The organism is Fuerstiella marisgermanici (genome assembly GCF_001983935.1).
In the GTDB taxonomy this organism is placed as follows: Bacteria; Planctomycetota; Planctomycetia; order Planctomycetales; family Planctomycetaceae; genus Fuerstiella; species Fuerstiella marisgermanici.
Genome location: NZ_CP017641.1, coordinates 1981360 through 2005453, shown reverse-complemented (window position 1 = coordinate 2005453; position 24094 = coordinate 1981360). Strand labels below are relative to the sequence as shown.

The 24094-nt window shown below is 55.8% G+C and carries 20 protein-coding genes; 15 read left to right on the top strand and 5 right to left on the bottom strand.

Going from position 1 to position 24094, the window contains the following annotated elements; genetic code table 11:
• Positions 1-100: 100 nt before the first annotated feature.
• Complete coding sequence (locus Fuma_RS07565) at positions 101-646, top strand: hypothetical protein (RefSeq protein ID WP_077023594.1); 546 nt, start codon at positions 101-103, stop codon at positions 644-646.
• 174 nt (positions 647-820) lie between these two features.
• On the opposite strand, the gene Fuma_RS07560 is transcribed toward Fuma_RS07565, so the two are convergent.
• The 3 genes from Fuma_RS07560 to Fuma_RS07550 all read right to left on the bottom strand — a co-directional run bounded on the left by Fuma_RS07560 (position 821) and on the right by Fuma_RS07550 (position 6489).
• Positions 821-1297 (bottom strand): hypothetical protein, encoded by a 477-nt coding sequence (locus Fuma_RS07560; RefSeq protein ID WP_145944035.1) that lies wholly within the window; start codon positions 1295-1297, stop codon positions 821-823.
• A gap of 373 nt (positions 1298-1670) precedes the next feature.
• Entirely contained in the window at positions 1671-2678 is a 1008-nt protein-coding gene (locus Fuma_RS07555; RefSeq protein WP_077023592.1) for a hypothetical protein, read from the bottom strand.
• Between the two features lie 256 nt (positions 2679-2934).
• Positions 2935-6489: a mechanosensitive ion channel domain-containing protein gene (locus Fuma_RS07550; protein WP_158520895.1), complete on the bottom strand. Its 3555-nt coding sequence runs from the start codon at positions 6487-6489 to the stop codon at positions 2935-2937.
• A 445-nt stretch (positions 6490-6934) separates the two neighbouring features.
• On the opposite strand from Fuma_RS07550, the gene Fuma_RS07545 reads away from it, so the two are divergent.
• The 13 genes from Fuma_RS07545 to Fuma_RS07485 all read left to right on the top strand — a co-directional run bounded on the left by Fuma_RS07545 (position 6935) and on the right by Fuma_RS07485 (position 17585).
• On the top strand, positions 6935-7333 hold the full coding sequence (locus Fuma_RS07545; protein WP_077023590.1) for a hypothetical protein: 399 nt from the start codon (positions 6935-6937) through the stop codon (positions 7331-7333).
• Between the two features lie 184 nt (positions 7334-7517).
• Complete coding sequence (locus Fuma_RS07540) at positions 7518-7844, top strand: AtpZ/AtpI family protein (RefSeq protein WP_077023589.1); 327 nt, start codon at positions 7518-7520, stop codon at positions 7842-7844.
• Positions 7828-8238 (top strand): hypothetical protein, encoded by a 411-nt coding sequence (locus Fuma_RS07535; protein WP_145944034.1) that lies wholly within the window; start codon positions 7828-7830, stop codon positions 8236-8238. The genes Fuma_RS07540 and Fuma_RS07535 overlap by 17 nt, the downstream gene beginning before the upstream one ends.
• A 37-nt stretch (positions 8239-8275) precedes the next feature.
• Complete coding sequence (gene atpB / locus Fuma_RS07530; protein ID WP_077023587.1) at positions 8276-9178, top strand: F0F1 ATP synthase subunit A; 903 nt, start codon at positions 8276-8278, stop codon at positions 9176-9178.
• Between the two features lie 84 nt (positions 9179-9262).
• Positions 9263-9553 carry an ATP synthase F0 subunit C gene (atpE, locus tag Fuma_RS07525; protein WP_229360872.1) on the top strand — a complete coding sequence of 97 codons (291 nt, stop codon included), beginning with the start codon at positions 9263-9265 and terminating at the stop codon, positions 9551-9553.
• A 95-nt stretch (positions 9554-9648) separates the two neighbouring features.
• A complete protein-coding gene (gene atpF / locus Fuma_RS07520) occupies positions 9649-10281 on the top strand; it encodes a F0F1 ATP synthase subunit B (RefSeq protein WP_077023586.1) in 633 nt (210 codons plus the stop codon).
• A 6-nt stretch (positions 10282-10287) separates the two neighbouring features.
• The gene (gene atpH / locus Fuma_RS07515; protein WP_077023585.1) at positions 10288-10926 is read left to right on the top strand and encodes an ATP synthase F1 subunit delta; all 639 of its coding nucleotides are present in this window, start codon (positions 10288-10290) and stop codon (positions 10924-10926) included.
• On the top strand, positions 10877-12397 hold the full coding sequence (gene atpA / locus Fuma_RS07510; protein WP_077023584.1) for a F0F1 ATP synthase subunit alpha: 1521 nt from the start codon (positions 10877-10879) through the stop codon (positions 12395-12397). The genes atpH and atpA overlap by 50 nt, the downstream gene beginning before the upstream one ends.
• Positions 12398-12551: 154 nt before the next feature.
• Positions 12552-13436, top strand: a complete 885-nt coding sequence (atpG, locus tag Fuma_RS07505; protein WP_077023583.1) for an ATP synthase F1 subunit gamma — start codon at positions 12552-12554, stop codon at positions 13434-13436.
• 126 nt (positions 13437-13562) lie between these two features.
• A complete protein-coding gene (atpD, locus tag Fuma_RS07500; RefSeq protein ID WP_077023582.1) occupies positions 13563-15008 on the top strand; it encodes a F0F1 ATP synthase subunit beta in 1446 nt (481 codons plus the stop codon).
• A gap of 155 nt (positions 15009-15163) precedes the next feature.
• Positions 15164-15562, top strand: a complete 399-nt coding sequence (atpC, locus tag Fuma_RS07495) for an ATP synthase F1 subunit epsilon (RefSeq protein ID WP_077023581.1) — start codon at positions 15164-15166, stop codon at positions 15560-15562.
• A gap of 157 nt (positions 15563-15719) precedes the next feature.
• Positions 15720-15956: a hypothetical protein gene (locus Fuma_RS07490; RefSeq protein ID WP_077023580.1), complete on the top strand. Its 237-nt coding sequence runs from the start codon at positions 15720-15722 to the stop codon at positions 15954-15956.
• A 180-nt stretch (positions 15957-16136) separates the two neighbouring features.
• Complete coding sequence (locus tag Fuma_RS07485; protein WP_077023579.1) at positions 16137-17585, top strand: hypothetical protein; 1449 nt, start codon at positions 16137-16139, stop codon at positions 17583-17585.
• Positions 17586-17654: 69 nt separating this feature from the next.
• On the opposite strand, the gene Fuma_RS07480 is transcribed toward Fuma_RS07485, so the two are convergent.
• Complete coding sequence (locus Fuma_RS07480) at positions 17655-19445, bottom strand: aspartate kinase (protein WP_077023578.1); 1791 nt, start codon at positions 19443-19445, stop codon at positions 17655-17657.
• A gap of 370 nt (positions 19446-19815) precedes the next feature.
• On the opposite strand from Fuma_RS07480, the gene Fuma_RS07475 reads away from it, so the two are divergent.
• A complete protein-coding gene (locus Fuma_RS07475) occupies positions 19816-20304 on the top strand; it encodes a hypothetical protein (protein WP_077023577.1) in 489 nt (162 codons plus the stop codon).
• A gap of 171 nt (positions 20305-20475) precedes the next feature.
• Here Fuma_RS07475 and Fuma_RS07470 read toward each other — a convergent pair whose 3' ends face one another.
• Positions 20476-24039, bottom strand: coding sequence for a PVC-type heme-binding CxxCH protein (locus tag Fuma_RS07470; RefSeq protein ID WP_077023576.1), 3564 nt, complete (start codon positions 24037-24039; stop codon positions 20476-20478).
• Positions 24040-24094: the final 55 nt, after the last annotated feature.

The following is a 24094-nucleotide window of genomic DNA, read 5'->3' as shown; positions in this document are numbered from 1 at the left end:
TTACTACGTAGATGAATGACAGTTTGATCTCCGGATTCTATCTGTCATTAGATGACCTCAACTCAATCCCCTTTTCAGTCACCCGAAGGAGTCTCGCACTATGCGTACGTTACTTGCCCTCACAATTGTCGCCTCTGCCGTTTCTGTCGGAACAGCAGCTGACATCAAATCCGGTCTGCAGGTCGGCGATTATCCTGCCGCATTCTACGTGGCCGATATTACCGGCCCGGCTGCTGGCACCAAGCTGTGCTACCGCTGTCGATACGGTGCAAAGCCGGTTGTTAACATCTTCGCTCGCAAGATGGATGACAATGTGACCAAGCTTGTAAAAGAACTGGATGCAGTTGTTGCCAAGAACAAAGACAGCGAAATGTCAGGCTTTGTTGTTGTACTGACTGACGACCCTGATGCTCAGGAAGCTGGCCTGAAGAAAGCCGCAAAAGATGCCGGCATCACTCACGTACCACTGACTGTCTTCGAAAATTCAGTGGGCCCTGCAAAGTACAAGATCAGCAAAGACGCCGACATCACCGTACTGATGTGGGTCGAGTCTGACGTGAAAGTTAATCACGCTCTGAAGGCTGACCAGCTGAACAGCGAAGCGATTGCAAAAATCGTCGGCGACACCAAAAAGATCCTGAACTAGATAGACCATCATGGACTAACGAAGCGAAGTGCTTCGACGGATGCAACTCGGGCAATGTCCCGGCTTGATCCGTTGCTCAGACGATTTGTTTGAGCCACGCAACAACAGACAAGGGCGAGTCTTCCACTGAAGGCTCGCCCTTTGTTCGTTGGCAGATTGCTTAAGTCGATCGCTTTAACGGACAACTCGAATCAGATACCAGCGGTCGCCGCTTTTTGAGTCCGCCGTGTAGAATTCCCGAGCTCCGGCGTTCGTGACGTCGCCATCCGCCACGGTCACTTCCACAATTTGCCCAGCCTGATTAACAGCTTTGTAAGTGCCGGACGCGATCCCGGTTGGCAGTGGAACGTCATCAGGGCCAGGCTGTTTCGCCTTCGCACTGCACGTACTATCTCCGCAGGGCTTGGCGTCATCCGCAGTTTGCTTGTCTGGGTAGGCCATGGCCGTCAACGCATGTTCCGACGATTGTCCGTCGGTTGAGTCCGCGGCAGTCGCGTCCTGCGTTGATTGGGCGGCTGCCCTTTGAGCCAGCAGAGTCGCCTGTTTCTGGCTGCGTTTTGCGTATGCAACCTGCATCGCTGCCTGGTCGCCATCCCACGCGGTCATGAACAGGGCTGTGACCAGCACTAGCAGTACAACTCGAGCATTCATCGCTTTGGCTTCTTGTTGACAAAGTACACGTTGTATAAATCGGACGGGCTGTTCGTTCTTAACAGTACCGAATTCAGCACCGTTTGTTGACGATCGGTGCGGCATCACGTTGGCCGTCGGTTCCTCGCAATTCGCCGACGGCCAGCGTGCTGTCGCATACCGACGTGGCATTGCCCAATGGAATTCGACGTCGCAAACCTGGTAACTCTGTGAAAGCTTATCGACGAGGCCAACGTGCGCGATCAGGCAAAATCTGCTAGTCGACCGCCGTCACCACTCAGTCACAACGAAATCTGTCAAAGATACGGATTGTGATCTCTGAACCGACGTCGCCCTGCCGCTTTCCCCGACCCACGATTACACAAATACACAATTACCTTTCGATGCGTTTTCTTGTGACGGCCGTTGGTGGAATCGTCACGTGCTCAAACGTTTCATCAATGAGTTCCGCATCTGACGCTGGCGTCCTTAGTTCGACCGGGCGAGTTACTTCCACGATTCGCTGGTCTGAGACCAGTTCGATGTCGGAAGAACGCTGCGACAGTGAATTGAAATCGATCGTCGGGATGCTGAGTCCCATTGGTTGAACGGTAGATCTGGCCTGCGGATCCAGCGAGCCCCTGTCATCCATTGGCGGTGTTTCCGGTGGTGCGGGAGGTGGGACTGGCCGAGGCACAGCGTTTTGCTGAACTGGCTGCGGCATCAGGATGTGTTCGCTTGCTGACATGCCACCGTCGACGCTCTGGTCATAGTACTGAACGTTGCTGGCGCCGGATTCGCACGGGCAGCCGGACGAGTGTGCGGCCGCTGTGTAGCCGTCGTTGATATACGCGTCGCCCGCGTAGGTGGTGCTCGAATAGTCGCCAGTGTCACAGCCACAGGAACTGCAACCAGAAGTTGCAAACCCATCGTACATGCTGCCATCGTCGCACATGGTTCCACATTCGCAACTTCCGCCGTCGCTGTAATACGTGTCGGACGGTATGTAGCTCTGTCCGGATCGCTGCCGTTTACGACGACATTTTTCGCAACTGCATTGTTGAACTCGGTTTTGTCGTTTGAGTTTACGATCAGCATCGCGGTCTGTTTGGTAGCTTGCCGTGATTGGCCAGCTGCCGGCCAACCGACGTCGTAGCCGTGGCAGACCGGCTGCGACAGGAGGAGCCTGCGGGGCCGCCGCTGCGTAGCTACCAACGGAATCGTAGCCAGTCATTGGTACGCTGGCGGTTCGGCGCGACGGCCCTGGAAACCGTCCGATGGGACTGACCGGAGCGTAATAGCCCGGCGGGCCCGGAGGTCCACACATCATCATCGGCGGGCAGCAACAGCCCATCGGAAGGACCAAAATGGCAGCGATTCCTGCGAACCGTCGAATAGTCATGTTCCAAATTCCCACAGTCATTAAGCGCATCGCACAGCGCGGCACGTCTTAAAAATCGACGGTTAAACTGGGGGAACTTTAACGGTTGTCCGGATTATGAGGCCCGGACGGCAGATTCGGAGGCTGCAGGGGCTCTGGCGATGCCAGAGCCCCTGTCCGTTTGAAACCCGCCTACAGCGTGTACCTATTGTTGTGGACGATTCGGGCCCGCGAGAAGCAACCTTTATCGTCCGAAACGCCTGTTTGCGGCCACAGGTCAGGGAGATTCGCCGTAACTGTCCGAGCTGGAAGGGCCGGAGTTGTTTCCAAGTGTTGGTGGTACCGAGCGAATGTGCAGGTCCTGCTGAGGGAAGGCGATTTCGATTCCAGCGACCTTGAAGGCTCGATCGATGGATTCGTGCAGGTCGGTGATAGTCGCCAGGCGGTTGTCGAGATTCGGCAGGTAGCAACGGAGGAACAAATTCAGCGTGCTGTCCCCGAAACCTTCAAACGTCGCGACTGGAGCAGGATCCGTGAGCACATTGGGATGACTGCTGGCTGTTTCCAGCAACAGCTGCCTCGCTTTTTCGGTGTTGGAACCATAGGCGACGCCGACGTTGATGAGCACTCGGTTAGTCGTGTCTGACAGAGTCCAGTTCAGCAGGCGGCCGGTGACGAATTCTTTATTGGGGACGATGTATTCCTTGCGGTCCCAGTCAGTAATTGTGGTGGCTCGGATCTGAATGCGGCTGACCGATCCGGACACCTCGCCGATTGTCACAATGTCACCAATGCGAACCGGACGTTCGAACAGAATGATCAATCCGGAGACGAAGTTCGCGAAAATTTCCTGCAAACCAAACCCTAAACCGACGGTCAGCGCAGCCGCCAGCCATTGCACCTGTGACCACCCGATACCGATCGCGTTGGTCGCCAGCACAAGTCCGACGACAACGATCAGGTACCGGCCAACCATGCGACACGCGTAGCGGCTGGCCGGTTCCAGCGGAAGCCGCTGCAGAATCGTAATCTCCAACAGCCCCGGAATATTGCTGGCCGCGGTGAATGTCAACACGGTCAGAACGATGGCGATCAGCACGTCCGCCACTGTGACCCATTCGATTTTCGGTTCTGTACGAAACCCTTTCCGTCCTTCCTGGTCCGTGTATTCCACGGTGACGTCGGCTGACGTTTCCCACAGGCCCCAACGGTCCAGAATCCCGAGTGCTGGCAGCACGTTGACCCAGACAAACCAGATGACAACCAGTCCCAGGATAGCCAGGCCGGAATCGATAAACCGCTGCGTCTGCTGACTGACTTCCTGCAAGTCGACGGCAGCTTCCTGCGGGGCCGGCTTGGGAAGACCAGACTGGCTGGCTTCAGCCTTGGCTTCTTCCGCCAGCGATTGCCGTCGTTGCCGCGCCTGTTCGATGCGCAAGCGTCGGTGACTGACGACGAACCAGCGGATCAAAAATGCGCGCAAGACCAGCAGTGAAATCAAAACCCAGGTGGTCACATGCAACCGCCAGCTAAGTTCGTACGCTGTATAGTAGTAGCCAATGATCGCGAGGGCGGCGAGTGTCAGCGGCAGCATGACGGCCGCCCAGAAAAGGAGCCATCGCAGACGAAACGGAAAGCTGCTGGTGTTCGCGGCCAGGTAATCGCGAAACACGCCTGTCTTGGGATGCAGGACTCGATACTGAAACAACGCCAGCACGATTAGCGATACGACAAACACAAGTCGCTCAAGGCTGTCTCGGCCCTGAGGGTTTTCGTGAGCGTTAAGCGTGGTTTCGACAAACAGCAGCGGCAGCAGCAGCAACATCAGTGAGTAGATTCGTGACCGCAGCAGGCGCACCGCATTGGCGGACCATTCGAAGTGAGCCAGTCCCAGGCCGGACGGTCGGCACAACTGACGCAGCAGGTTCAGTGTCAACGATCCAACAGTCACGGCCAGTAGTCCTTCGCCCACCGCGAGTACCAATGGCGAGGCTGCAGCATCCGACAAAAGGCGCCAACAAAAGAATGCCGGCAGCGCGGGCCATGCGAGGGCCAGAATCGCGGTGAGGACGGCTGCTCGGATTGTCGGCATAAATTCACGGCACGTAGACCGCGCGGTGACTTCTGCAATTCGAGTCAGGCTGTGGCGAAATCGTCCCTGAATCACAAACAGCAGCGTGATCAGCAGTGTGATCAAACCGTATAAGCCGACGTATTCCTTCGCGTCCTTCCAGATGGTTTCACGGACGCGATTCCAATTCACTGGCGACACAAACCACTTAATCGTGCCGATTAATTCTCCGGCATCATCGTGGCCTGGCAGGCGATTGCTGCGAATCCACAGCACGCGTTCACGAATGAAGGTGCTGAATTCTTCGATCTCGCGGAAATACTCCTGTTCTGTGGCATCCAGCTCACCCAGGCGGTTGAAGTACTCGCCAAGGCTTTTTTCGAGGGTCACCAGCGTGGTGTACCTGTCCGTGGCGAGGCGCAATTCTTTTTCGTCTTCGGCACTGCGACTATCCCGAAGCTTCAGCAACTCCATCTGTTGTTCAACCTGTTCGGCCTGGTCTTCCAGATCCAGCCGCCGAAATTCCACGTCTCGCATTTTCTCCTGGCGATCGCGGCACCGTTGGCGAATCACTCCGGGATCGGCCAGACTTCGCAATTGCCGACGCAGTTCCAGCCCGATTGCACCCGTCAGGCCGACTCGGTCAATGCCTTCCTTGGTTTTGATTCGGCGAGCACGAAAGGCTTCCAGCGTGCGGTTGGCCGTTGTCAGGTCGTTTGTGGCCTGAGCCAAATTGCTGGTGACATCCACGTTTTCATCAGCCAGCTCAGCCGTCGTTGTGGCCGTCGCAAGAGCATTGGGTTCGGTGAGGGCCTCAGAATACAGCTGCCCGCCCGTCCCATTGACGTCGTATGGCGTGGGAACCGGCTCCCCCTGAGCGAACAATTCAAGCTGTTCGGCGATGTATCGCGCGTCGTTGCTGCGCCTGGCGGTGATGCGTTTGTTGAGTGTGTCGATTTCCTGCTGAAGGCGAGTGACCTCTTTGCGGGCTTCCTGAATTCGCAGCGTCGGCAGATCGACGGCTTTTGACGCGTCGTACTTCGCAAGTTCGGCCGCGTGAGCCGGGCCTTCTGCGATCACTTCTCGCAAGCGAGCCTGCAACAGTGCTCGGCGTGCGGCCGTGGCGAAGGCGGATTCGTCAGCTGGCGCGGGCGCAGCAAGTTCTTTTTCGATCGCTTCTTTTCGGCCCGCCAGCGTGGACTGATCACCCACAATTGCGGCTCGCCGTTCGATTCGTCTTGCCGGTTCCGCTTCGAGCGAAATCAGCTTTTGCTTCGCGTCCTGAAGGCGAGGCTGCCGAGCGGCCAGCGCGGACGTGAGATCCGCCAGCGATGGATCGGACGGAAGGTCAGCAAGTGCGGGGTCCGGAGCCGCGGCCAGTTTGGTTTGAATATCTTTGGCAGTCGCTGCCGTCTTTTCGATGGCTGCTAAATCAAGCGGAGCCTGAGCCTCCATTTTCACGGCCCGCGCCAAAGCGTCTGCCGCCTTCTGCCACGTATCCAGAACCTTCTTCTTCGCTTCTTCGTCGAGGTCCGTTGCGCCCTCAATTTGTTTCTTTAGCTGATCAAGCTGTTCGGCGGTGACTGTTTCGGTCCGAGGTGCCGCGACTTCTTCCTCCTGCTTTTCTGCCGTCGCGTTTGGCGGTTGGGCGGTCGTCTGAGCGTTCAAAACGGGGCACGCCAAAGAAATCAGAACCAGCAGCGCGCATGGCCACAGCACCGCAACCCATCTCTGGCGGCGGTGGGCCAAATTCTGAAACATGGCAGATCGAAATGTTGACAGACGCATGCCGGAAGGATTGAAGACGTCCGGAACCATAAAAGGCGTGCCCGTGAGAACCCTATTGACTGTTATCTCCCGCGCTGGAAGTTTTCACAGTTTCGCACATCGACCTGGTTGACAGAATCCGAGTTTGCCGTGCGTTTGACTGTTGGTGTAATTGAGAATCCGCAGACGTGAATCACCATGGCGAACACTCGTCGCGACCGCGCGGGCAGTCGCGACGGGCGTTCTGTTGACAGTCAGCGGCAATTCGGGCGGAATACCCCGGATAGGGTGCCTCTCTATCGGCGTGATCCAGCATGCCTGCGGGATTTCCGGGTTATTCAGTTCTCCGCAGAGTGGCACTGATTTACAATTATGCCAGCCGATTTTTTCGCGACACGCTGCGGTCGCTCACAGGGGCATTCGACGGAGAAGTACAACCATGGAAACGTTTACGATTGAACGAACGGCCCTGCCGGAACTGACATTTTCTGGCCAACTGCTGGCAGAATCGATCGGTGAAGATACCAATAGCCAGTCTCAGGGACGCATCCACGAACTGCGGGTGTATGAGACGGATGATCACCAATACATTGTTTCGTGCCACTTTCGCTCGCCCTTTGAGAGCGAGTTGTCCGACAGTTTTGTGGAAGTGGTTGACACGGTCGACGAAGTGGAAGCGACGCTAAGTCTGTACGACGCGACAGAACGGGTTGATGCCGCTGCGTTTGCAAACGGTGACGCCAGCCGCAAGCAGTCGGTTTGTACCGTTTTGCGAGAACGCTTTGACCGCCAGGTCCTTCAGGTATTGGCAGTGCTGAACGCAAAAGAGCCGGTGTAGTTCCCTTCTGGAAGGCTCTTCCGGTTAGGTACCATGACCGGGATGCAAATATCTCGTTTGCAAGAAATGGCCCCGACGCTGGACAGCCGGTTTGAATGAGTTCGAGGCGCGGGTAGACTCCCGACGCCCGGCGGGAAGCGTTCGATTTTTCTGCAGGTTCGCACGGCAAGTGGTGGAGGTTAAGATGGTTGATGACCGCGTCGAGCATCACGACCAAACTGACCGTCACCGCGAGACACAACGTCGTCGCCAACGAACTCGCAGCATTGCTCAGGCTTACCGCGACTACAACGAACTGATGACCATCTGCCTGTCTCTGGGTGCCTGCGTTGGCATCGGATACTGGCTCGATCAAAAGTTCGGACTCAAGCCACTGCTAACAGTGACGGGAGTTGTTTTGGGCATGGTGACGGCTGGCTTTTCACTTCGCCGACTTGTTCAGCGTTTTGATCGTCGTTCGAAAGAGCGACAGGATTCAAGAGGTTCAGGTTCGAGTGGAAACCAGAGTTAGTTCGTCAGTTGCGATACTTACGGTGGTCATTGCCGTGGGGTGGCTGCTGGCGTTCTGGCCCGCACGATTGTTGCGGCCGGATGATGGTGTTCTGTGGATGACCATTGCAGCGTTAAGTTGTTTGGTACCTGGCTGGCTGATTGTGCTGCTCGAAAAATTGAGCACGTTTCAGAATGACATGAAACTCATTCTGGGGCAGATGAGCATTCGGTTTGCTTCGGTCGCTGTCGCTGCTGTTTTAGTGAAGGTCTTTCGGCCGGATCTGGGACTGGTCGGGTTTTATGGATGGCTCATTGGTTTCTACATGCTGTCCATGATAGTAGAAGTTTTTTTGCTTCGTAAAAAGATTGTGGTTGAGTCGCCTTCGCAGCCAGCCGACGATCCTTTGAAATAACTCAGCAACCTGTCAAACGGAAAGCTGTCGCACTTCAATGAGTGCCAACGATAATTTTCATCACGTCCGCGACTTCTCGTACTTCGAGCTTCCTCGCGGCATGCATATTGATCTTCCACAGATCGGCTCGTTTCAGATAACGAAGTTCATGGTGTTGCAGGTGATTGCGGCACTGCTGGTACTGGTTATCTTTCGCGGTCTGTCAAAGCGGATCGGCAACGGGCAGCCAGTGGCTGGTCGTTTCTGGAATTTCTGGGAAATGCTGGCTTTGTTCATTCGTGACGAAGTGGTGCGTCCCACAATTGGCGACGAGCACCACGATCACGGCGACGAGCACGACTTTCATGGACCTGGAACTCACGATCACGGAATGACCGACGCAGCCGTGAAGGCTGCTGACACGGCTCATCCAGCGGATCAGTACCTGCCGTTTATCTGGAGCTGCTTCTTTTACGTTTTGATCTGCAACCTGCTGGGTGCGATTCCGTTTATGGGGTCGGCCACAGGCAATATCAACGTGACGGCAGTTTTGGCTTTGTGTTCCTTCGGGGCGACCTGTCTGTTTGGCTTCCAGGCGATGGGTGTGGGCGGATTCTTCGGGAATCTTGTTCCGGACACGGGAATGAGCGGAGCAGGTGGTGCGGCTCTTGGTATTGGAATGTTCTTCATTGAGCTAATGGGGTTCTTTATTAAGCACTCGATTCTGGCTCTGCGACTTTTTGGAAACATCATGGGCGGCCACACTGCTCTTGGTGTAATGCTGGCCTTTATCGCGGCGGCCGCTCATGAAGGAGCGGCGTTGTGGGGCGTTGTCACGGTTGGCAGTGTTCTTGGTCAGGTGGGTGTTGGGATTCTGGAGCTGCTTGTTGCGGTTCTTCAGGCATACGTATTCTCGTTTCTTGCGACGATTTTCATCGCAGGAGCGATTCACAAACATTAAGTTTTCGGACTTGTGCTCGTGCGATTTCTGCGAGCGTCGAAAATCTACGTCTCTGTTCCGGACATTAGAAGAGGAGTTACTCTTGTGAGTCAGTTTATTCAAAAGACCATTCTGGTTTGTGCTGCATTTCTGGCAATGGTCGTTCCTGCAATGGCGCAGGATGAGAGCGGTGCCCCAATGGTGCTGACAACAATTGGTGCCGGCATCGTTGTTCTGGGTGCTGGCCTGGGTATCAGCAAGTTGGCTGCAGCTGCGTTCGAAAACATGGCTCGTCAGCCGGAAGTTGCTGGAGACATCCGCGGTGCAATGATCATCGTTGCGGCGATGGTGGAAGGTGCGGCTGTAATTGGCTTGGTTGTCTGTCTTATTCAATAGCAGCACCGTTCGGTTTCCGTTTGCGATCACTGTCTGTTTTGCGTTTTGGTGTGGTTATGAGGCGACTCAATCTAATCCCCGGCTCCTGTTGGCCGATGGCCGTCGTTCTTTGCTGTTCGTTGCTGGCGTTTCCGGCTTCGGGCATGGCGGACGAGGATCATCCGACGGCTGAAGCGGAAGCTGCAGAGCACGTTCACGATGAAGCTGAAGCAGATGGTCATGGCGACGCCCATGACACGGGTCTGCCGATGAATTTTCAGAGTGACCTGGCATTGTGGTCGCTGATCACCTTTCTTGTCTTCCTCTTCGTGATGAAGAAGATGGCATGGGGGCCAATGATCGAAGGGCTGGACAAACGCGAAGCCGGCATTCGTACGGCGATCGCTCAGGCAGAAGAAAATCAGCGAAAGTCACAGGCGCTAATGGCCGAATACGAAGACAAACTTCGTGAAGCCGAAGGCACTGTGGCCGAGATGGTGGCCGAAGCCAGGCGAGATGCTGAACGTACCAGTCACGACATCGTGGCGAAAGCTCAGGCGGATGTGGATTCGATGCGAGTTCGCGCCACTGAGGAAATTGCTCAGGCCAAGAACACGGCGTTGTCTGAAGTGTTTACGTCAGTGAATGCTCAAGTGGCCGCTGCCACGGAACGCGTTCTGGGGCGAGCACTAAGTGATGAAGATCAGGACCGCCTGATCAACGAAGCTCTGGAAGAAGTTGGAGCATAACCTGATATGTCCGAGCCACTGAAAACTCGACCTGACCACGTACTGGAAGATCCCGGTGCCAAGGCTGTGGCGAGTCTTTACGCGCGGTCGTATTTGCAGGCCGCCAAAGACAACAATATCGATGAAGCCGACGAAGAACTCGCCAGCTTTGTGGATGAAGTGCTGGCTGGCAACCCTGACTTTCGCAATGTGCTGACGTCGGATTCGGTTAGCCGAGACGACAAGTTGAAACTGATAGATCGAACACTTGCACCCAGGTGTTCGGAATTCTTCGCCAACTTTCTGCGGGTCCTGGTGCGACATGGTCGCATCGACCTGATTGAACAGATTCGCCAGGTGGCGGTTGTTGTTCAGGAAGAACTGGCGGGCAAGCGGCGAGTGCAAATTCGCAGCGCGAAGCCACTTTCAGATGATTCGCGATGGAAGATCGCGGAACGTCTGCATCAAAAACTTGGGTTCGAAGCGGTTCTGCAGGAATCGGTTGACGAATCTTTGATCGGCGGCCTGGTGATTCAGGTCGGTGACACTGTTTATGACTCATCTCTGCGTACCCGTCTGAAAACACTGACGGGGCGTTTGACCGAGAGAACTTTCCATGAAATTCAAAGCGGACGAGATCGCTTCAGTCATCCAGAAGGAGATTGAAGACTTTCGCGGTCAAATGCAGACCGCAGAAGTTGGTCGCGTGATTGAAGTGGGCGACGGCATCGCACGATGTACCGGATTGTCTACTGCAATGGCGGGTGAGATGGTGGAATTCCCAAACGGGATCCGCGGTCTGGCCTTTAACCTCGAAGAAAACAGCGTCGGTGTCGTGATTTTGGGGGACTACCTCAAAATTACCGAAGGCGACGAAGTCAAAGCGACGGGAACACTGCTGTCAGTGCCCGTTGGCGACGCCATGCTTGGTCGAGTTGTCGATCCTTTGGGAAATCCCATGGACGGCAAAGGCCCAATCATGACCAGCGACTCGCGCCCTGTTGAACACGAAGCCGTCGGCGTGGCAGGTCGTCAGCCAGTGAAAGTGCCGCTGCAGACCGGGATCAAAGCTGTCGACAGTATGACGCCGATCGGTCGTGGCCAGCGTGAGCTGATTATTGGCGACCGCAAAACGGGTAAAACAGCCGTCGCGATCGACACGATTTTGAACCAAAAAGGCACCGGCGTAAAATGCGTCTACGTTGCCTGTGGTCAGCGAGCCGCCTCAATCGCCGGCGTGGTTGAAGTTCTGCGTGAAAACGGAGCTTTGGACTACACCATCGTTGTCGCATCCAGTTCTGCCGATCCTGCTCCAATGCAGTACATCGCTCCGTATGCCGGAGCAGCCATGGCGGAACACTTCATGTACAACGGCGAAGACACATTGGTTGTCTACGACGACTTGTCTAAGCAGGCTATCGCATACCGCCAGCTTTCGTTGCTGATGCGTCGACCTCCTGGTCGTGAAGCGTTCCCCGGGGACGTCTTTTACTGTCATAGTCGATTGCTTGAACGAGCGGTCAAGCTTAGCGACGAACTCGGCGGCGGATCGATGACCGCTTTGCCGATCATTGAAACGCTGGAAGGCGAAGTTTCGGCTTACATTCCGACCAACGTGATTTCGATTACGGACGGTCAGATTTACCTGGAACCAGACCTGTTCTGGAAGGGTATCCGTCCCGCTATCAACGTCGGTATTTCAGTTTCGCGAGTGGGCGGTAACGCTCAAACCAAAGCGATGAAAAAGATCGCCGGTTCATTGCGACTGGACTTGGCGGCCTTCCGAGAACTCGAAGCGTTCGCTCAGCTTGGTACTGAACTTGACGCTGCGACTCAGCAGCAGCTTGATCGTGGTTACCGTATGGTGGAACTGCTAAAGCAGCCACAGTACGCACCATTGCACGTTGCCGATCAGGTGATCGTGATTTACGCAGGAGCCAAGGGTTACTTCGACAAGGTGCCCATTCCTGAGGTCCAGCAGACTGAAAAAGACATGCTGGAATTCATGGTCACTGAGCACGCCGATATGCGTGACAAGCTAATTGAAGAGGCTGCGTTAACTGAAGAAGTTGAAGGCATGCTGAAAAGCGCGCTGGACGCATTCAAAGCAAGACTGGCAAGTGCGACAGCAGCGTAGCTCGGTTTCTCCGAACTGAGCAATCGCGGTGTGCACGATAGTCGCAGTCAACGGTGACGAACACAAAGAACGCGCGGAACGATGATTCGTCCGCGTTCAGAGAATTGAAAGCTGAACGGGACCGACTCGGAGTGGTCGGTCTACGGAATATCTCATGGCCAACGCACGCTTACTTATCAAACGGCTGAAATCCGTTCGCAACATCCGCAAGATTACGCGGACGATGGAACTGATTGCGACCAGCCGTTTCAAGAAAGCCATGGACCGCGCCACCGAAGCGGCCGCTTATACCCGAAAGATCTCCGAAATCGTGGGTGATCTTGGCTCGGCGGATCTGAAGTTCTCACACCCGCTGCTTGAGAAACGTTCGGAAACCAAGAAGTCCGTGTTGCTCGTGCTGACTTCTAATCGAGGTCTGTGCGGCGGCTACAACGGAGCCGTGCTTCGCAACACGTTGAAGCACATTAAGCAGTTGAAGGAAGACGGGATTGATTACTCGCTGGAAGTCAGCGGTAAGCGAGGAATCAAGTTCCTGAACTTCCAGAAAATTGCGATGGACCAAAGTTACACGCACTTCGAAGACGCTCCTACGTTTGCTGAAGTCGATGAACTGGGAACTCGCTACGTCGAAGACTACATCGCTGGTCGCATCGATCGTCTGGACGTTTCGTACACCTCTTTTGAATCGATTTCGCGGCAGCATGCCATTGTGGAGTCAATTCTGCCGCTCTCCAGCCTGTCTGGTGACACGGATGAAGGTGAGTCGGCGGGCGCTGGTGCGGTGGACTACGACTTCCAGCCTTCTCCACAGGAAATTTTGGAAGAGATCGTTCCGGCCGCTTTTCGAGCCAAGTTGTTCAAGTGCTTCCTCGACGCCGCGGTCAGCGAGCAGATTGCTCGAATGGTTGCGATGAAGGGAGCCACCGAGAACGCGGACGAGATGGCGGGCGATCTGAAACAGCAATACAACCGAGCTCGCCAGGCGGGCATCACGTCGGAGCTTGCCGAAATCATCGGCGGGGCCGCGGCGTTGGAGTAAGCAAAGCAAACGTAGGCCGGACCTCGCGCAGCGACGTTCCGGCACCCTTACAACATTGCCGGAACTGCACTTCGTTTGTCCGGCCTACAAAGCATTAACCCGAAGCGTAAGCCAGGGAAATCAAAAATGAGCGATTCAAATACAGGCAAAGTCAGTCAGGTCATCGGCTCTACCTTTGACGCCGAGTTTCCGGAAGAAAACCTTCCCGCGATCTACAATGCCTTGAAGGTCACCGAAACGACCAACGGCATTGAAATCAGCGTGACCGGCGAAGTGCAGCAGCACCTCGGTGGCGGCAAAGTTCGCTGCGTTGCCCTGGGTAGCACCGAAGGCATGGTTCGCGGCATGACCGTGACCGACACTGGCGGGCCTTTGTCTGTTCCCGTTGGAAAAGGGACGCTGGGTCGAGTCTTCAACGTCACCGGCGACGCCATTGATGGTCGCGGCGATGTTGAGCACGACGAAAAGTGGGCTATCCACCGTCATCCTCCCAAGTTGGAAGACCTTTCGGCCAAGACCGAATTGTTCGAAACAGGCATCAAAGTTGTCGACCTGCTGACACCGTTTGTTCGAGGTGGTAAGGCGGGACTGTTCGGCGGAGCCGGTCTGGGCAAGACAGTAATTCTGACGGAAATGATCGCTCGTATCGCGAGTGCTCACGGTGGTTATTCAGTATTCGCAGGAGTCGGCGAGCGAACACGCGAAGGAAATGACCTTTGGCTGGAAATGCAGGAAGCCAAGATCGGTGACACCGGCCGGTCGGTCATCGAACAGACCTGCATGGTGTTCGGCCAGATGAACGAACCACCGGGTGCTCGTCTGCGAGTTGCTCTGTCAGCGTTGACAATGGCTGAATGGTTCCGTGATGCAACGGGTGCTGACACGCTGTTGTTCGTCGACAACATTTTCCGCTTCAGCCAGGCGGGTTCTGAAGTATCGGCGTTGCTGGGACGTATGCCATCGGCTGTAGGCTATCAGCCGACACTGGGAACTGAGCTTGGCGAACTTCAGGAACGAATTACGTCGACCAAAAAGGGAGCGATCACGTCTGTTCAGGCGGTCTACGTTCCTGCGGACGACCCAACTGACCCAGCTCCAGCGACTGCGTTTTCTCACTTGGACGCGTTCATCTACCTGGAACGAAAGATTTCGGAAAAGGGTATCTACCCGGCGATCGACCCATTGGCATCGTCCAGTCGAATTCTGGACCCGCAGTACGTCGGCGAACGCCACTACAACGTGGCTCGTCGCGTGCAGCAGACTTTGCAACGTTACCGCGAACTTCAGGACATCATCGCGATTCTGGGTGTTGACGAATTAAGCGAAGACGACAAACTTGTCGTTCATCGTGCTCGCCGAATCGAACGCTTCCTGTCTCAGCCCTTCCTTGTGGCAGAAGTCTTCACCGGCAAACCGGGTAAGATCACGTCTCTGGATGATACGATTCGCAGCTTCGAAGAACTGTGCGACGGTAAATGGGACCACCTTCCGGAATCGGCATTCATGTACGTGGGTGCGATTGAAGAAGCGGAAGAACAGTACAAGCAAATGCAGGCGGCTGCTGAAAAATAGTCACCGCTCGATCTCTCCGAGTTGAGCGAGTGGCAAGGTTTTCGGAATGTGTTGCTGAAGCAGAGCAATCTAATCAGCAAGAGTTGTTGGCCGATTAGAAAACAAGATAACGGAATGGATCGACTCGGAGAGGTCGGTCTACGAAAGAATCCATCGTGTTAGACCTTCGCTTAGTATTAGTCACCCCGGAGAAAACTTTGTTCGACCGCCCTGTGGCGTCGATCCGAGTTCCCATGTTCGACGGTAGTGCGGGAGTCTATCCCGGGCGAGCCCCGTTGGTGGGGCGCCTTGGCGTTGGGGAACTGAAGCTAAGCGGCATCGACGGTCAGAGCGAATCGTATTTCATCGAAGGCGGATTCATTCAGATCAAAGGCGAGCAGGTTTCAGTGCTGACCAATTCAGCGCAGCCGGTTTCGAAGATCAGCAAAGCTGCGGCAGCCAAAGAACTGGCTGAAGCCAATGCCGAAAAAGCGACGTCGGACGAAGAAATGGAAGTCCTGAGACGCAAGCTGGATCGAGCTCGCAAACTTGTCAACCTGGCCTCTGTTGAGTAGCCTGCCGTCATTCGACTCATCAGAGTCCATCCCGTCCGGCGAGGCTTAGCAAATAGCGCAGCTGAAAACGCTGGGCGCCAATTTCATAATTGCAGTCGACCATTGATCGTAAGCGTAAATTGTTTGACTCTTACGAGTTAGGCTACGAGAAAGCACCATGGCCAAGAAATTTGATCCTCGCATTGACGATCTGGTGATGGAGACTCGCACGTTGTGGGACGATTCCGTCGGCGATTTGTCGCCGGAAGATCGAGCGTGGGTTGCCAGTGAAATTCACCGCCAGCCGCAACTGGCCGCGAACATTGATTACTCTCGCAGCCACACTGGTTTCACGCGTGTCATCACGGTCACCTTGGAAGACATCCAGCGGTTGTATCTGTCGAAAGAGTCTTAGTTGAACGACCGCGTCCCGTTCCGATCGGGTCGCCGCTGCTTCGTTCAGCAGTGCTCAGCCGTGTGATCTTTCGTCTGAGTCCCGTTTGCTCCGTTTTCGCTGAGAACGTTGATCCGCAGTGGTCCTGCGTTCGTTCGTCCCTCTGTAGGAACGAATGAATCTCGGCCCCAGAGTGATCAAATGGCATCAGAACGCTGTGAGCTGTGCGGCGAGGCACTCGACTTGCCAGTGAAGGGCCGCCCGGATGTGCTTTGCAAGCATTGTCGGCGCCTTCGTCGCCTTAAACGCGTGCTTGGAGTTATCGCCTTTGTTTTTGTAGCCATCGCTGCTGCGGCACCGTTTCTCTATCGACGTGCGCAACTTGCTGGGTTGCCGGACATCGGTGCCCCGTTTGACGTCGAAAAATTTGGCACGGTCGTCTCCGGCGATGACGCCAACGCCGTGTTGTACTATCAAGCGGCGGTCCCCCCGGAACAACCGGATTCGGATGCCGTCGATTCCGAAGGGAACGCCGTTGACGAGCTGCAACGGGCGCTTGATAAAGGCTGGACGCACGCGACGCCTGGAATCAGAGCGTGGCTGGACAGCAGTCGCCCCACACTCGAACTGATGAAGCAGGGGGCGAAGCTGGACGAGGCGTGGACTGTACAGCCGAAAGAACAGTCGTACGAAACGTTTGTCAGCATTGGACAGCACTGGCCGCTGTCGAAACTGGCTCGTCTGGAAGCGGTGCGCCTAAGAGCCACTGGAAGCCCGGCGGAAGCGTGGGAGTGGTTGCGCGTGGCTTTTCGTCACAGTCGCCACGTTGGTATGCACGGTCGCGCGATCGATAGGTTAATGGCGGCGAGCTTTCACGCGGAAGTGAGTACGAGCATCCCTGCACGGGCGGCAGACTCTGCCGTGGATTCGGAACTACTACTCACTGCACTGTCGAACATCGTGGAAGACTATGGGCTAACCAAACCGATGTCGACAAACCTGCGCAGTGAGTATTTCCTACAGATGGACACGCTGCAAAGGTATTCGCCCGCATCCAGTTTTGATGCGTTTAAAGATGAGAGCCAACCGCTGTTGTCCTTCTTAAGAAACGAACCGGAGGTCGGAAAGCGGGTGATCAGGCTGACGTATGAGAACTGGCTGTCGCAGTGCGATCTGCCGAAGCACATGCAATCGCCGCAACGCATAGTTCCTCCCTACCTGTTTGAGGCCAGAATCGCCGGAGAAGACCGTGAGTCCGTCCCAGTCACTGATATCGAACGCTTTTGTGCTCGATCGCCCGTGGCAATGCGGGCCGTCGGCCGAGGCATGCCTCTGGGCCAGGGTATTCTGCGTGAACAGACAAGGCAGAAGCAGTTGGTGGTAGTGTTGTCCGCGCAATTGTCCTTTCGAGAGCCCGGCAGACTGCCCGATACACTGGAGCAGATTCTGAATGAGTACCTCAGCGAGTGGCCGTCAGATCCGTTTGCTCCGGACCAAACGCCAATGGGCTATCGCCACGAAGCGGCGTCCGCGACGGCTGTGGTTTGGAGCGTCGGTCCCGATGGCACGGACAGTGGCGGCCACGTCATCGATCGTTGGAACGATCCAGGGTTCGACCAGGGTATGAAAATCCTGACGCCGGACGATTAATACGCCGCGCAGCCGAAGATGGAATCTGCGGCTCAGGAAGCCTCAGCCGCACGAACGAACGATCCGCCTTCACGAAACGCCAAACGTGCCACGTAGAGCCGTCAGTGCTTTATCGATCTCTTCCGCCGCCACGACGACGCTGACTTTGATTTCGCTGGTGTTGACCATTTGCACGTTGATGGAATTGTCTGCCAGGGTGCGAAACATGCGAGCTCCCACATCGGTGTGACTACGAAGGCCGATCCCGACAACTGACAGCTTGCCGATCCGTTGATCGAAGGAAAACTGCACATCGGGATTATCGCCAGCCGCAGTTCGCAGCAGTTCGATACATTGTCCCACGTCATCGGAAGGTACCGTCAACGAAATGATGGCTCGGCCGTCCTGAGCCGCGTTCTGAATGATCATGTCCACCAGAATGCCGCCGTTGGCCACCGCTGCGAAAATGCGGGCTGCGATCCCCGGGGTGTCGGGCAGTTGAGTGATGGTGACGCGGGCCTGAGAATCGTCGCCGTAAATGTCGCTGACAACGGTGTCTTCCATGCCGCTAAGTCGAGACACAATGTCTTCTTCCAGCTTGGTAGCGTCGCGGTCGGTTCGCGCTCGAGGTATGTTGGGCGATGCTACGCCAATTTCTGGTGTCGCGGTTTCCTTTCGATCGAGATGGAACCCCGAATGGATGGCTCGCGTCGCTTTTTCGCACAGGTCGTGATCAATCAGGACGGAGATCTTGATTTCACTGGTGGTCACCATGTTGATGTTCACGTCGTGCTCCGCAAGGATCGAGAACATCTGCGCGGCGACGCCTGTGTGAGTCTGCATGCCGTGGCCGACGACTGACACCTTCGACATGTTGCCCAGTGATTCGACGGTTCCGCCCAACGATGCGGTGGCCGCATCGCCCACTTGCAGTGCTTTTTCGAGGTCATCTTCTGCCACCGTGAACGAGATATCGGCCGTTCCGTTGACTCCCACGTTTTGCACGACCATGTCGACGGGAATTTTGTTTTCGGACAGCCGCGAAAACACTTCGCTCATCACCCCCGGCTGATCCGGAACGTCAATCAGGCTGACTCGGGCTTCATTCCGGACAAAGGCGACGCCCGTCACCATCGGCGCAGGGGCCACCGGGACGGGGCCAATTAACGTGCCGGGGCCGTTGGAATACGACGGCTTCACCTTTAGGTTGACGTGGTATTTCTTCGCAAATTCAATCGAACGCGAATGCATCACGCCAGCCCCCAGGCTTGCGAGTTCCAGCATTTCGTCGTACGAAACCTGCTCGACTTTAGCAGCATCCGCGACGACTCGCGGGTCTGTCGTAAACACGCCTTCGACGTCGGTGTAGATTTCGCAAAGTTCCGCGTCCAGCACGGCGGCGAGTGCGGCGGCAGTCGTGTCGCTGCCACCTCGCCCCAGCGTTGTGATGTCGAAGTTTTCGTCCACGCCCTGAAACCCGGCCGCGATCACGATCTGCCCGGCGTCCAGAGCATCCTTCATACGTTGGGTCGAAATACTGATGATGCGAGCTTTGGTGTGGCTGCCGTCTGTTTTTACGCCAATCTGAGCCCCCGTCAGGCTGATGGCTTCCTCACCCAGCTCGTGGACGGCCATTGCCATCAAAGCACAGGACTCCTGCTCACCCGTCGACAGCAGCATGTCCATTTCGCGAGGACGCGGCTTTTTGGTGATTTCTGAGGCCAGACTGACCAGTTCGTCCGTCTTTTTGCCCCGAGCACTCACGACCATCACAACCTGATGCCCCGCGCGTTTCGTCTCGACGGCTCGCAAAGCAGCGCGACTGATTCTTTCAGCGTCCGCGACGCTGGTTCCACCGAATTTCTGTACAACAATCGACACAGGACACCTGAGTGTAAAATTCAAACATCAACCGCGACAGGAACACCCTGTCAGCGAGGGTTAGGAAGTGTAGAGAGAATTCGGCGTGAAATAAAATGAGTGCAACCGGTACTAGCCGCGCAACGGTTGTGGTGCGTGCTGACAGCACCAATCCACCCGCTGTTGGGCGATCCGACGACCGGCGGGCACATTCCTATGGCCGACCGATTCGGTCAGCCCGATACACCTGTTACGTGACAGCGATCCTGCCCCATGGCAGCTATCGGACGCTTTCATCCCGGGACCGACGGATTGGAAATTGCAACCTGCACAACTTCAGGCTGCCGCGGGAATGTACTGTTTCACATCCTATAACCGTTGGCTCATATAAATGTCCATTGAAGAACTGCTGCAGCAGATGGAGGACTATCGCAATCGCAGGGAACGGCGAGACCACCGGCCACAATGGCTGCGAAGCTTCATTCAAAACGCAGCTGAGGTGTTCGAACCTCTGGAACACGCCGGTCGCGTTGGGTTTGATTGTCAGTTAAGCGACCGCAACTGGATTGTCACGATGTACCTTGGCACGACCGAAATTATTGGCGGGCCGCGAGACGGGCAGATCGATCACGTCAGCTATCGCATCGATCTGTGCCGGATGACTGATCTGTTTAAATCAGTCGACCGGCTGGAATGGTATTCGCTCAGCAATGAGCACGATGAACGCTTTAACGATGCCACACGATCACTGATTTCGGTAGTGGGCACCGTCGAAGGCGAACAGACCGTACAACTGGAAGTGCTCGGCACACCGCCACGCTATGTCGGACCGGGTCTTAAGAATCATCATACAGCTTCAGGCGGGAACACCCCCGGCTGAATGCCGATATCGGTCAGGCGACTGACCACGAAGATCGGGTAGGGCGACGGCACATCGGCTCTGAATTTCAGAGCCGGTGTGCCGTTTTTTCTTTTGGGCCAAATTCTTAATGGCACACAGTGCAAGGCGTTCGTCCGATCAGCCGCGTGCCTTCGCTTAAGGCGTTTGCGATCACTGCGAAATTGGTTGCGAGATCCTCAGGTAAGCGAAGAAGTCTCTTAGCTGTTGATCGCTTAGACCGTTCAGCAAACCGTTGGGCATCAGGCTGCGGCCGACCGGAGCGATTTCGTCCACATCTTTGGTTTCGATGCGAACGTCCTCACCCGCCTTCACGCGTAGAGTGATAATCTGGTTATCCTGATCGACAAGAAAACCGGACAGAATGCGGCCTTCGACCGTCACCACCGACATGTACTCAAACCCCTCGCGGATTTCCGCGCTCGGAGCAACCACGCTGGTCAGCAGGGTGTCCAGATTGCCTCGCTGATACGGAGTCAGGTCCGGTCCGACCTTGCCACCTTTGTGGAAGAGTTTGTGGCACGCCGCACAGCGAGTCATAAACGTCGCTTCGCCCGCGTACGGATTTCCCGTTCCGCCGTCAAGGATGGCTCGCACTTGCTGAACTCGTTGCCGAATATCTTCCGGCTTCAGAGCTTCCCCTTCGCCAAGATGTTGTGTAGCAAGATTTGCGATAGACGGATCAGAATGCATCCTTAGTTGGACAGCAACGTCGTTGGGAATGCCGTCCGTAGGAATAGTGCCACTGGCGATCGCGTTGACCAATTGGCGAGTCCAGGCGATCCGGCTAAACATCACGTCGAAGAATGCTGGCTGCACGTCCGCTGGAAATTTCGCAAAGTGATTGAGTACGCGTTCGGCAATCTCTGCGTCATCAAAGGCGGCGACTGCTGTCAGGGCAGCTCGCTGAAGTGCGGAGTCCGTTGCTGTAAGAGCGACGTTCAGCAACGGTTCAACGCTGTCGGCCGCCTTCACTTCTCCCAGCGTGCGAGCGACGGCTGAGCGTTCCTCGGACGGTGCTTTGTCGTTGGATAGCGCTGCAATCGCTTCGGCCGTGGCCGCTTCGTCGCCCAGACGAACTCGCAGTTCCAGCGACGAACGGCCGCTGTCGACCAGAGCTTTGGCGAGCTTCGTCGGTAGGCCAATCATCCTCCGTCCGGCGAACGCCTGTTCGAAGCCTGACAGCAACTGATCGACCTGCTCTTTGTTGTCTGCAAGTTCCAGAAGTCTGGCACATTGCTGCAGGTCATGGTTCTTACCTTTCAACGCCAGGCCTCGCATCATTCGTGACAGAATGTGCTTCACGACCATCGGCTCGCTGCGAAAGTCGGCGTCTTCGAACAACGCCATCACCGCCTCGCGGTCGCGATCCAGATTCATTTCCAGAACCCACCAGCACAACAATGGAACGTACAGGTCATCAATGTCTTCGCGATGCTTCAACACGGCTTTCACCAGAGTAAGCCCCTGACTGGCTGGCAGTCGTCTGGCAGAACCGGCAATCTGAGACCTCACTTCCGCGTTGTCTTCAACGGCCGCTTGTTTCAGGATCGCCTGCAACAAGCTGTGGGAAACTTCGGTGGGCCCGTCTTTGAGTTCACCCAGGCTATCTGCCAGTCCGATGGTCTTTCGCTTGTGAGCAAAGCCGACATCGTCGCAAATCAGACGCACGGCCCAGTAGCGAGTCATCGGGTACGGATGCTGCAGCGCGGCGAGCGCTGTTTCGTCGTCTAAGCCAAACCCCTGATACAGAGCCCACAGAGCGTTCAGCGATTTCAGACCTTCGCCTTCTGCAACAAGCTGTCGCAACGGGGCCGCTGATGACTTGTCTTTGCGTTCGCCCAATAACCGCACGGCCGTGTGACGGTGCCAGCGGTTTGGGTGATCCAGCAAAGCGATCAGTTCGTCCGTCGTCTTGCTGTGCAGGTTCAGATCCTGCTCGAGCTTCTCTTCTTTGCCTCGCAATCGAAAGATGCGGCCGGTCGTGGGATCGATCTGACTTTGGTAGTGCTGGCCGTGAGCGATATAGTGTTCATAGAAGTCGGCCACAAGCACTGAACCGTCCGGAGCGTTACCGATATATACCGGACGAAACGCGAAGTCATCGGACGTCAGCACCTTGCCGATGTCGTCAGTCCGGAATGTCGCTCCCAGAACATTGCGTCCACTGGCGATCACAAAGTTATGCAGCGGCTCGACGCTGAAAAACGAATTTTGGTACTTCTTCGGCAGCGCCGTCGATTCGACCAGCGTGGCAAAATGCGTGAACCGAGGAATCGGCTGTTCCGTGCCCATGTGCGGCAGTTCGCCAAAGGCAAAGGGATTGCGCACGGGGCCAAACTTGTTCGGCGTGGTGCCCTGCATTAAATGAAGGCCGCCCTGCATGTAGTGCCAGCCGCGTGTCTGTCCGCCGTTGTTTCCGGTAAACAATCGTCCGCCAGCATCCAGTTCCAGACCAAAGTTGTTGCCGCCACCTTCGGCAAAGATTTCGAAGCGATGAGTTTCCGGATGATAACGCCACACCATGCATCCCTGAAAGTAGACTCCCGGAGCCTTCGGCGGGTCAATGCCTGGTCGAGTCACGTGGCAGGTGGTTGTGCTTCCCTGAGCTCCGTACAGCCAGCCGTCCATGCCCCAGGTCAGGCCGTTCGCGACTGAGTGAGTGTCTTCCATGCCGAAGCCCTGCAAATGCACAACGGGCGGACCATCGGGCACGTCGTCAAAATCTTTGTCCGGATAAAACAGCAAGTAAGGCGTGTGCATCACCCACACACCGCCGCGACCGCGAATGGCCGCGTTCGCCATGTTCAGGCCGTCCTGAAAGATTTTGTGCTTGTCGTATTTGCCGTCGCCATCTGTGTCTTCGTGAATCGAAACAATGTCTCGACCGTGGACATGATTGGGCGGAGCGGGTGGAACTTTGTCATAATGTGAACGATAGTAGCGGTCACGGCTAATCATCTTCAGACCGGCCGGATACGGATACTGTCGGTACTGCGAAACCCAAAGTCGGCCTCGCGAATCGAAGCTGAAGTGCGTAGGCTGAGCGACCAAGGGTTCGGCCAGCATCAGTTCCACGGTTAAGTCATCCGCCGCCTTCATTTTGGCGAACGATTCTTCCGGGGGAAGTTTGTCGCCGTGAAACAGTTTCGCCGCTTCGCCCAACACGCGGTTGGACTGGTGAAAGTCGGAGAACGCCGACGTCGTTGGTTTTTCCTTCAGGGCGCCACCGACTGATGGCTCATCACCTTTGCGGAACTCCCACTTGCCTTCAAACACGCACTCTTCAAAGTAGTTCATGATGAACGGCGCTTCGGTCAGAAAACCGCTTTTGCCTTCGGGGTTGTAAACTCGAAATGCGATCTCATTCCATTGGTCCGGGACAAATGTGCCGGACGGAATCTTGTGTCGATGATTGCCGTCACGACCGTCTTTGAACTCCGGTGGAAACTGGCCGCCGCTGCCGATCTTTTTGCCGTTAATGTGCAGTTCGTGAGCTCCAGTCAGGCCACGCACATTTAGAATGACGGACTCGCCGTACAGGTCGCGTTCGTGCTTGTTGAAAAACGAAGGATGGGGCTTCAGCCACGTGCGGTACCAGGCAAAGCCCGTGAAGTCCTGCTCGCCGGGAACGGAAACCGTTTCCCATTCAGCAGCCGTGGCCGCCGACAGGCAGAAAAACAAAGCGAGGCATGGTGCAAGGAGAGATCTGGTCATGATGAATTTTCAGGGGAGGGTGTGGAAAGGTGGGTGGTGGGAAGGAAGACTTTCG

Bases quoted from the DNA above. Each gene is read 5' to 3' on its own strand.
- Fuma_RS07490 (WP_077023580.1), top strand. From the start codon at position 15,720: ATGGCCAAGAAATTTGATCCTCGCATTGACGATCTGGTGATGGAGACT.
- atpA (WP_077023584.1), top strand. From the start codon at position 10,877: ATGAAATTCAAAGCGGACGAGATCGCTTCAGTCATCCAGAAGGAGATT.
- Fuma_RS07555 (WP_077023592.1), bottom strand. From the start codon at position 2,678: ATGACTATTCGACGGTTCGCAGGAATCGCTGCCATTTTGGTCCTTCCG.
- atpF (WP_077023586.1), top strand. From the start codon at position 9,649: ATGGCCGTCGTTCTTTGCTGTTCGTTGCTGGCGTTTCCGGCTTCGGGC.
- Fuma_RS07560 (WP_145944035.1), bottom strand. From the start codon at position 1,297: ATGAATGCTCGAGTTGTACTGCTAGTGCTGGTCACAGCCCTGTTCATG.
- Fuma_RS07545 (WP_077023590.1), top strand. From the start codon at position 6,935: ATGGAAACGTTTACGATTGAACGAACGGCCCTGCCGGAACTGACATTT.
- Fuma_RS07540 (WP_077023589.1), top strand. From the start codon at position 7,518: ATGGTTGATGACCGCGTCGAGCATCACGACCAAACTGACCGTCACCGC.
- Fuma_RS07550 (WP_158520895.1), bottom strand. From the start codon at position 6,489: ATGTTTCAGAATTTGGCCCACCGCCGCCAGAGATGGGTTGCGGTGCTG.
- atpD (WP_077023582.1), top strand. From the start codon at position 13,563: ATGAGCGATTCAAATACAGGCAAAGTCAGTCAGGTCATCGGCTCTACC.
- Fuma_RS07485 (WP_077023579.1), top strand. From the start codon at position 16,137: ATGGCATCAGAACGCTGTGAGCTGTGCGGCGAGGCACTCGACTTGCCA.
- Fuma_RS07470 (WP_077023576.1), bottom strand. From the start codon at position 24,039: ATGACCAGATCTCTCCTTGCACCATGCCTCGCTTTGTTTTTCTGCCTG.
- atpB (WP_077023587.1), top strand. From the start codon at position 8,276: ATGAGTGCCAACGATAATTTTCATCACGTCCGCGACTTCTCGTACTTC.
- atpH (WP_077023585.1), top strand. From the start codon at position 10,288: ATGTCCGAGCCACTGAAAACTCGACCTGACCACGTACTGGAAGATCCC.
- atpG (WP_077023583.1), top strand. From the start codon at position 12,552: ATGGCCAACGCACGCTTACTTATCAAACGGCTGAAATCCGTTCGCAAC.
- Fuma_RS07565 (WP_077023594.1), top strand. From the start codon at position 101: ATGCGTACGTTACTTGCCCTCACAATTGTCGCCTCTGCCGTTTCTGTC.
- Fuma_RS07475 (WP_077023577.1), top strand. From the start codon at position 19,816: ATGTCCATTGAAGAACTGCTGCAGCAGATGGAGGACTATCGCAATCGC.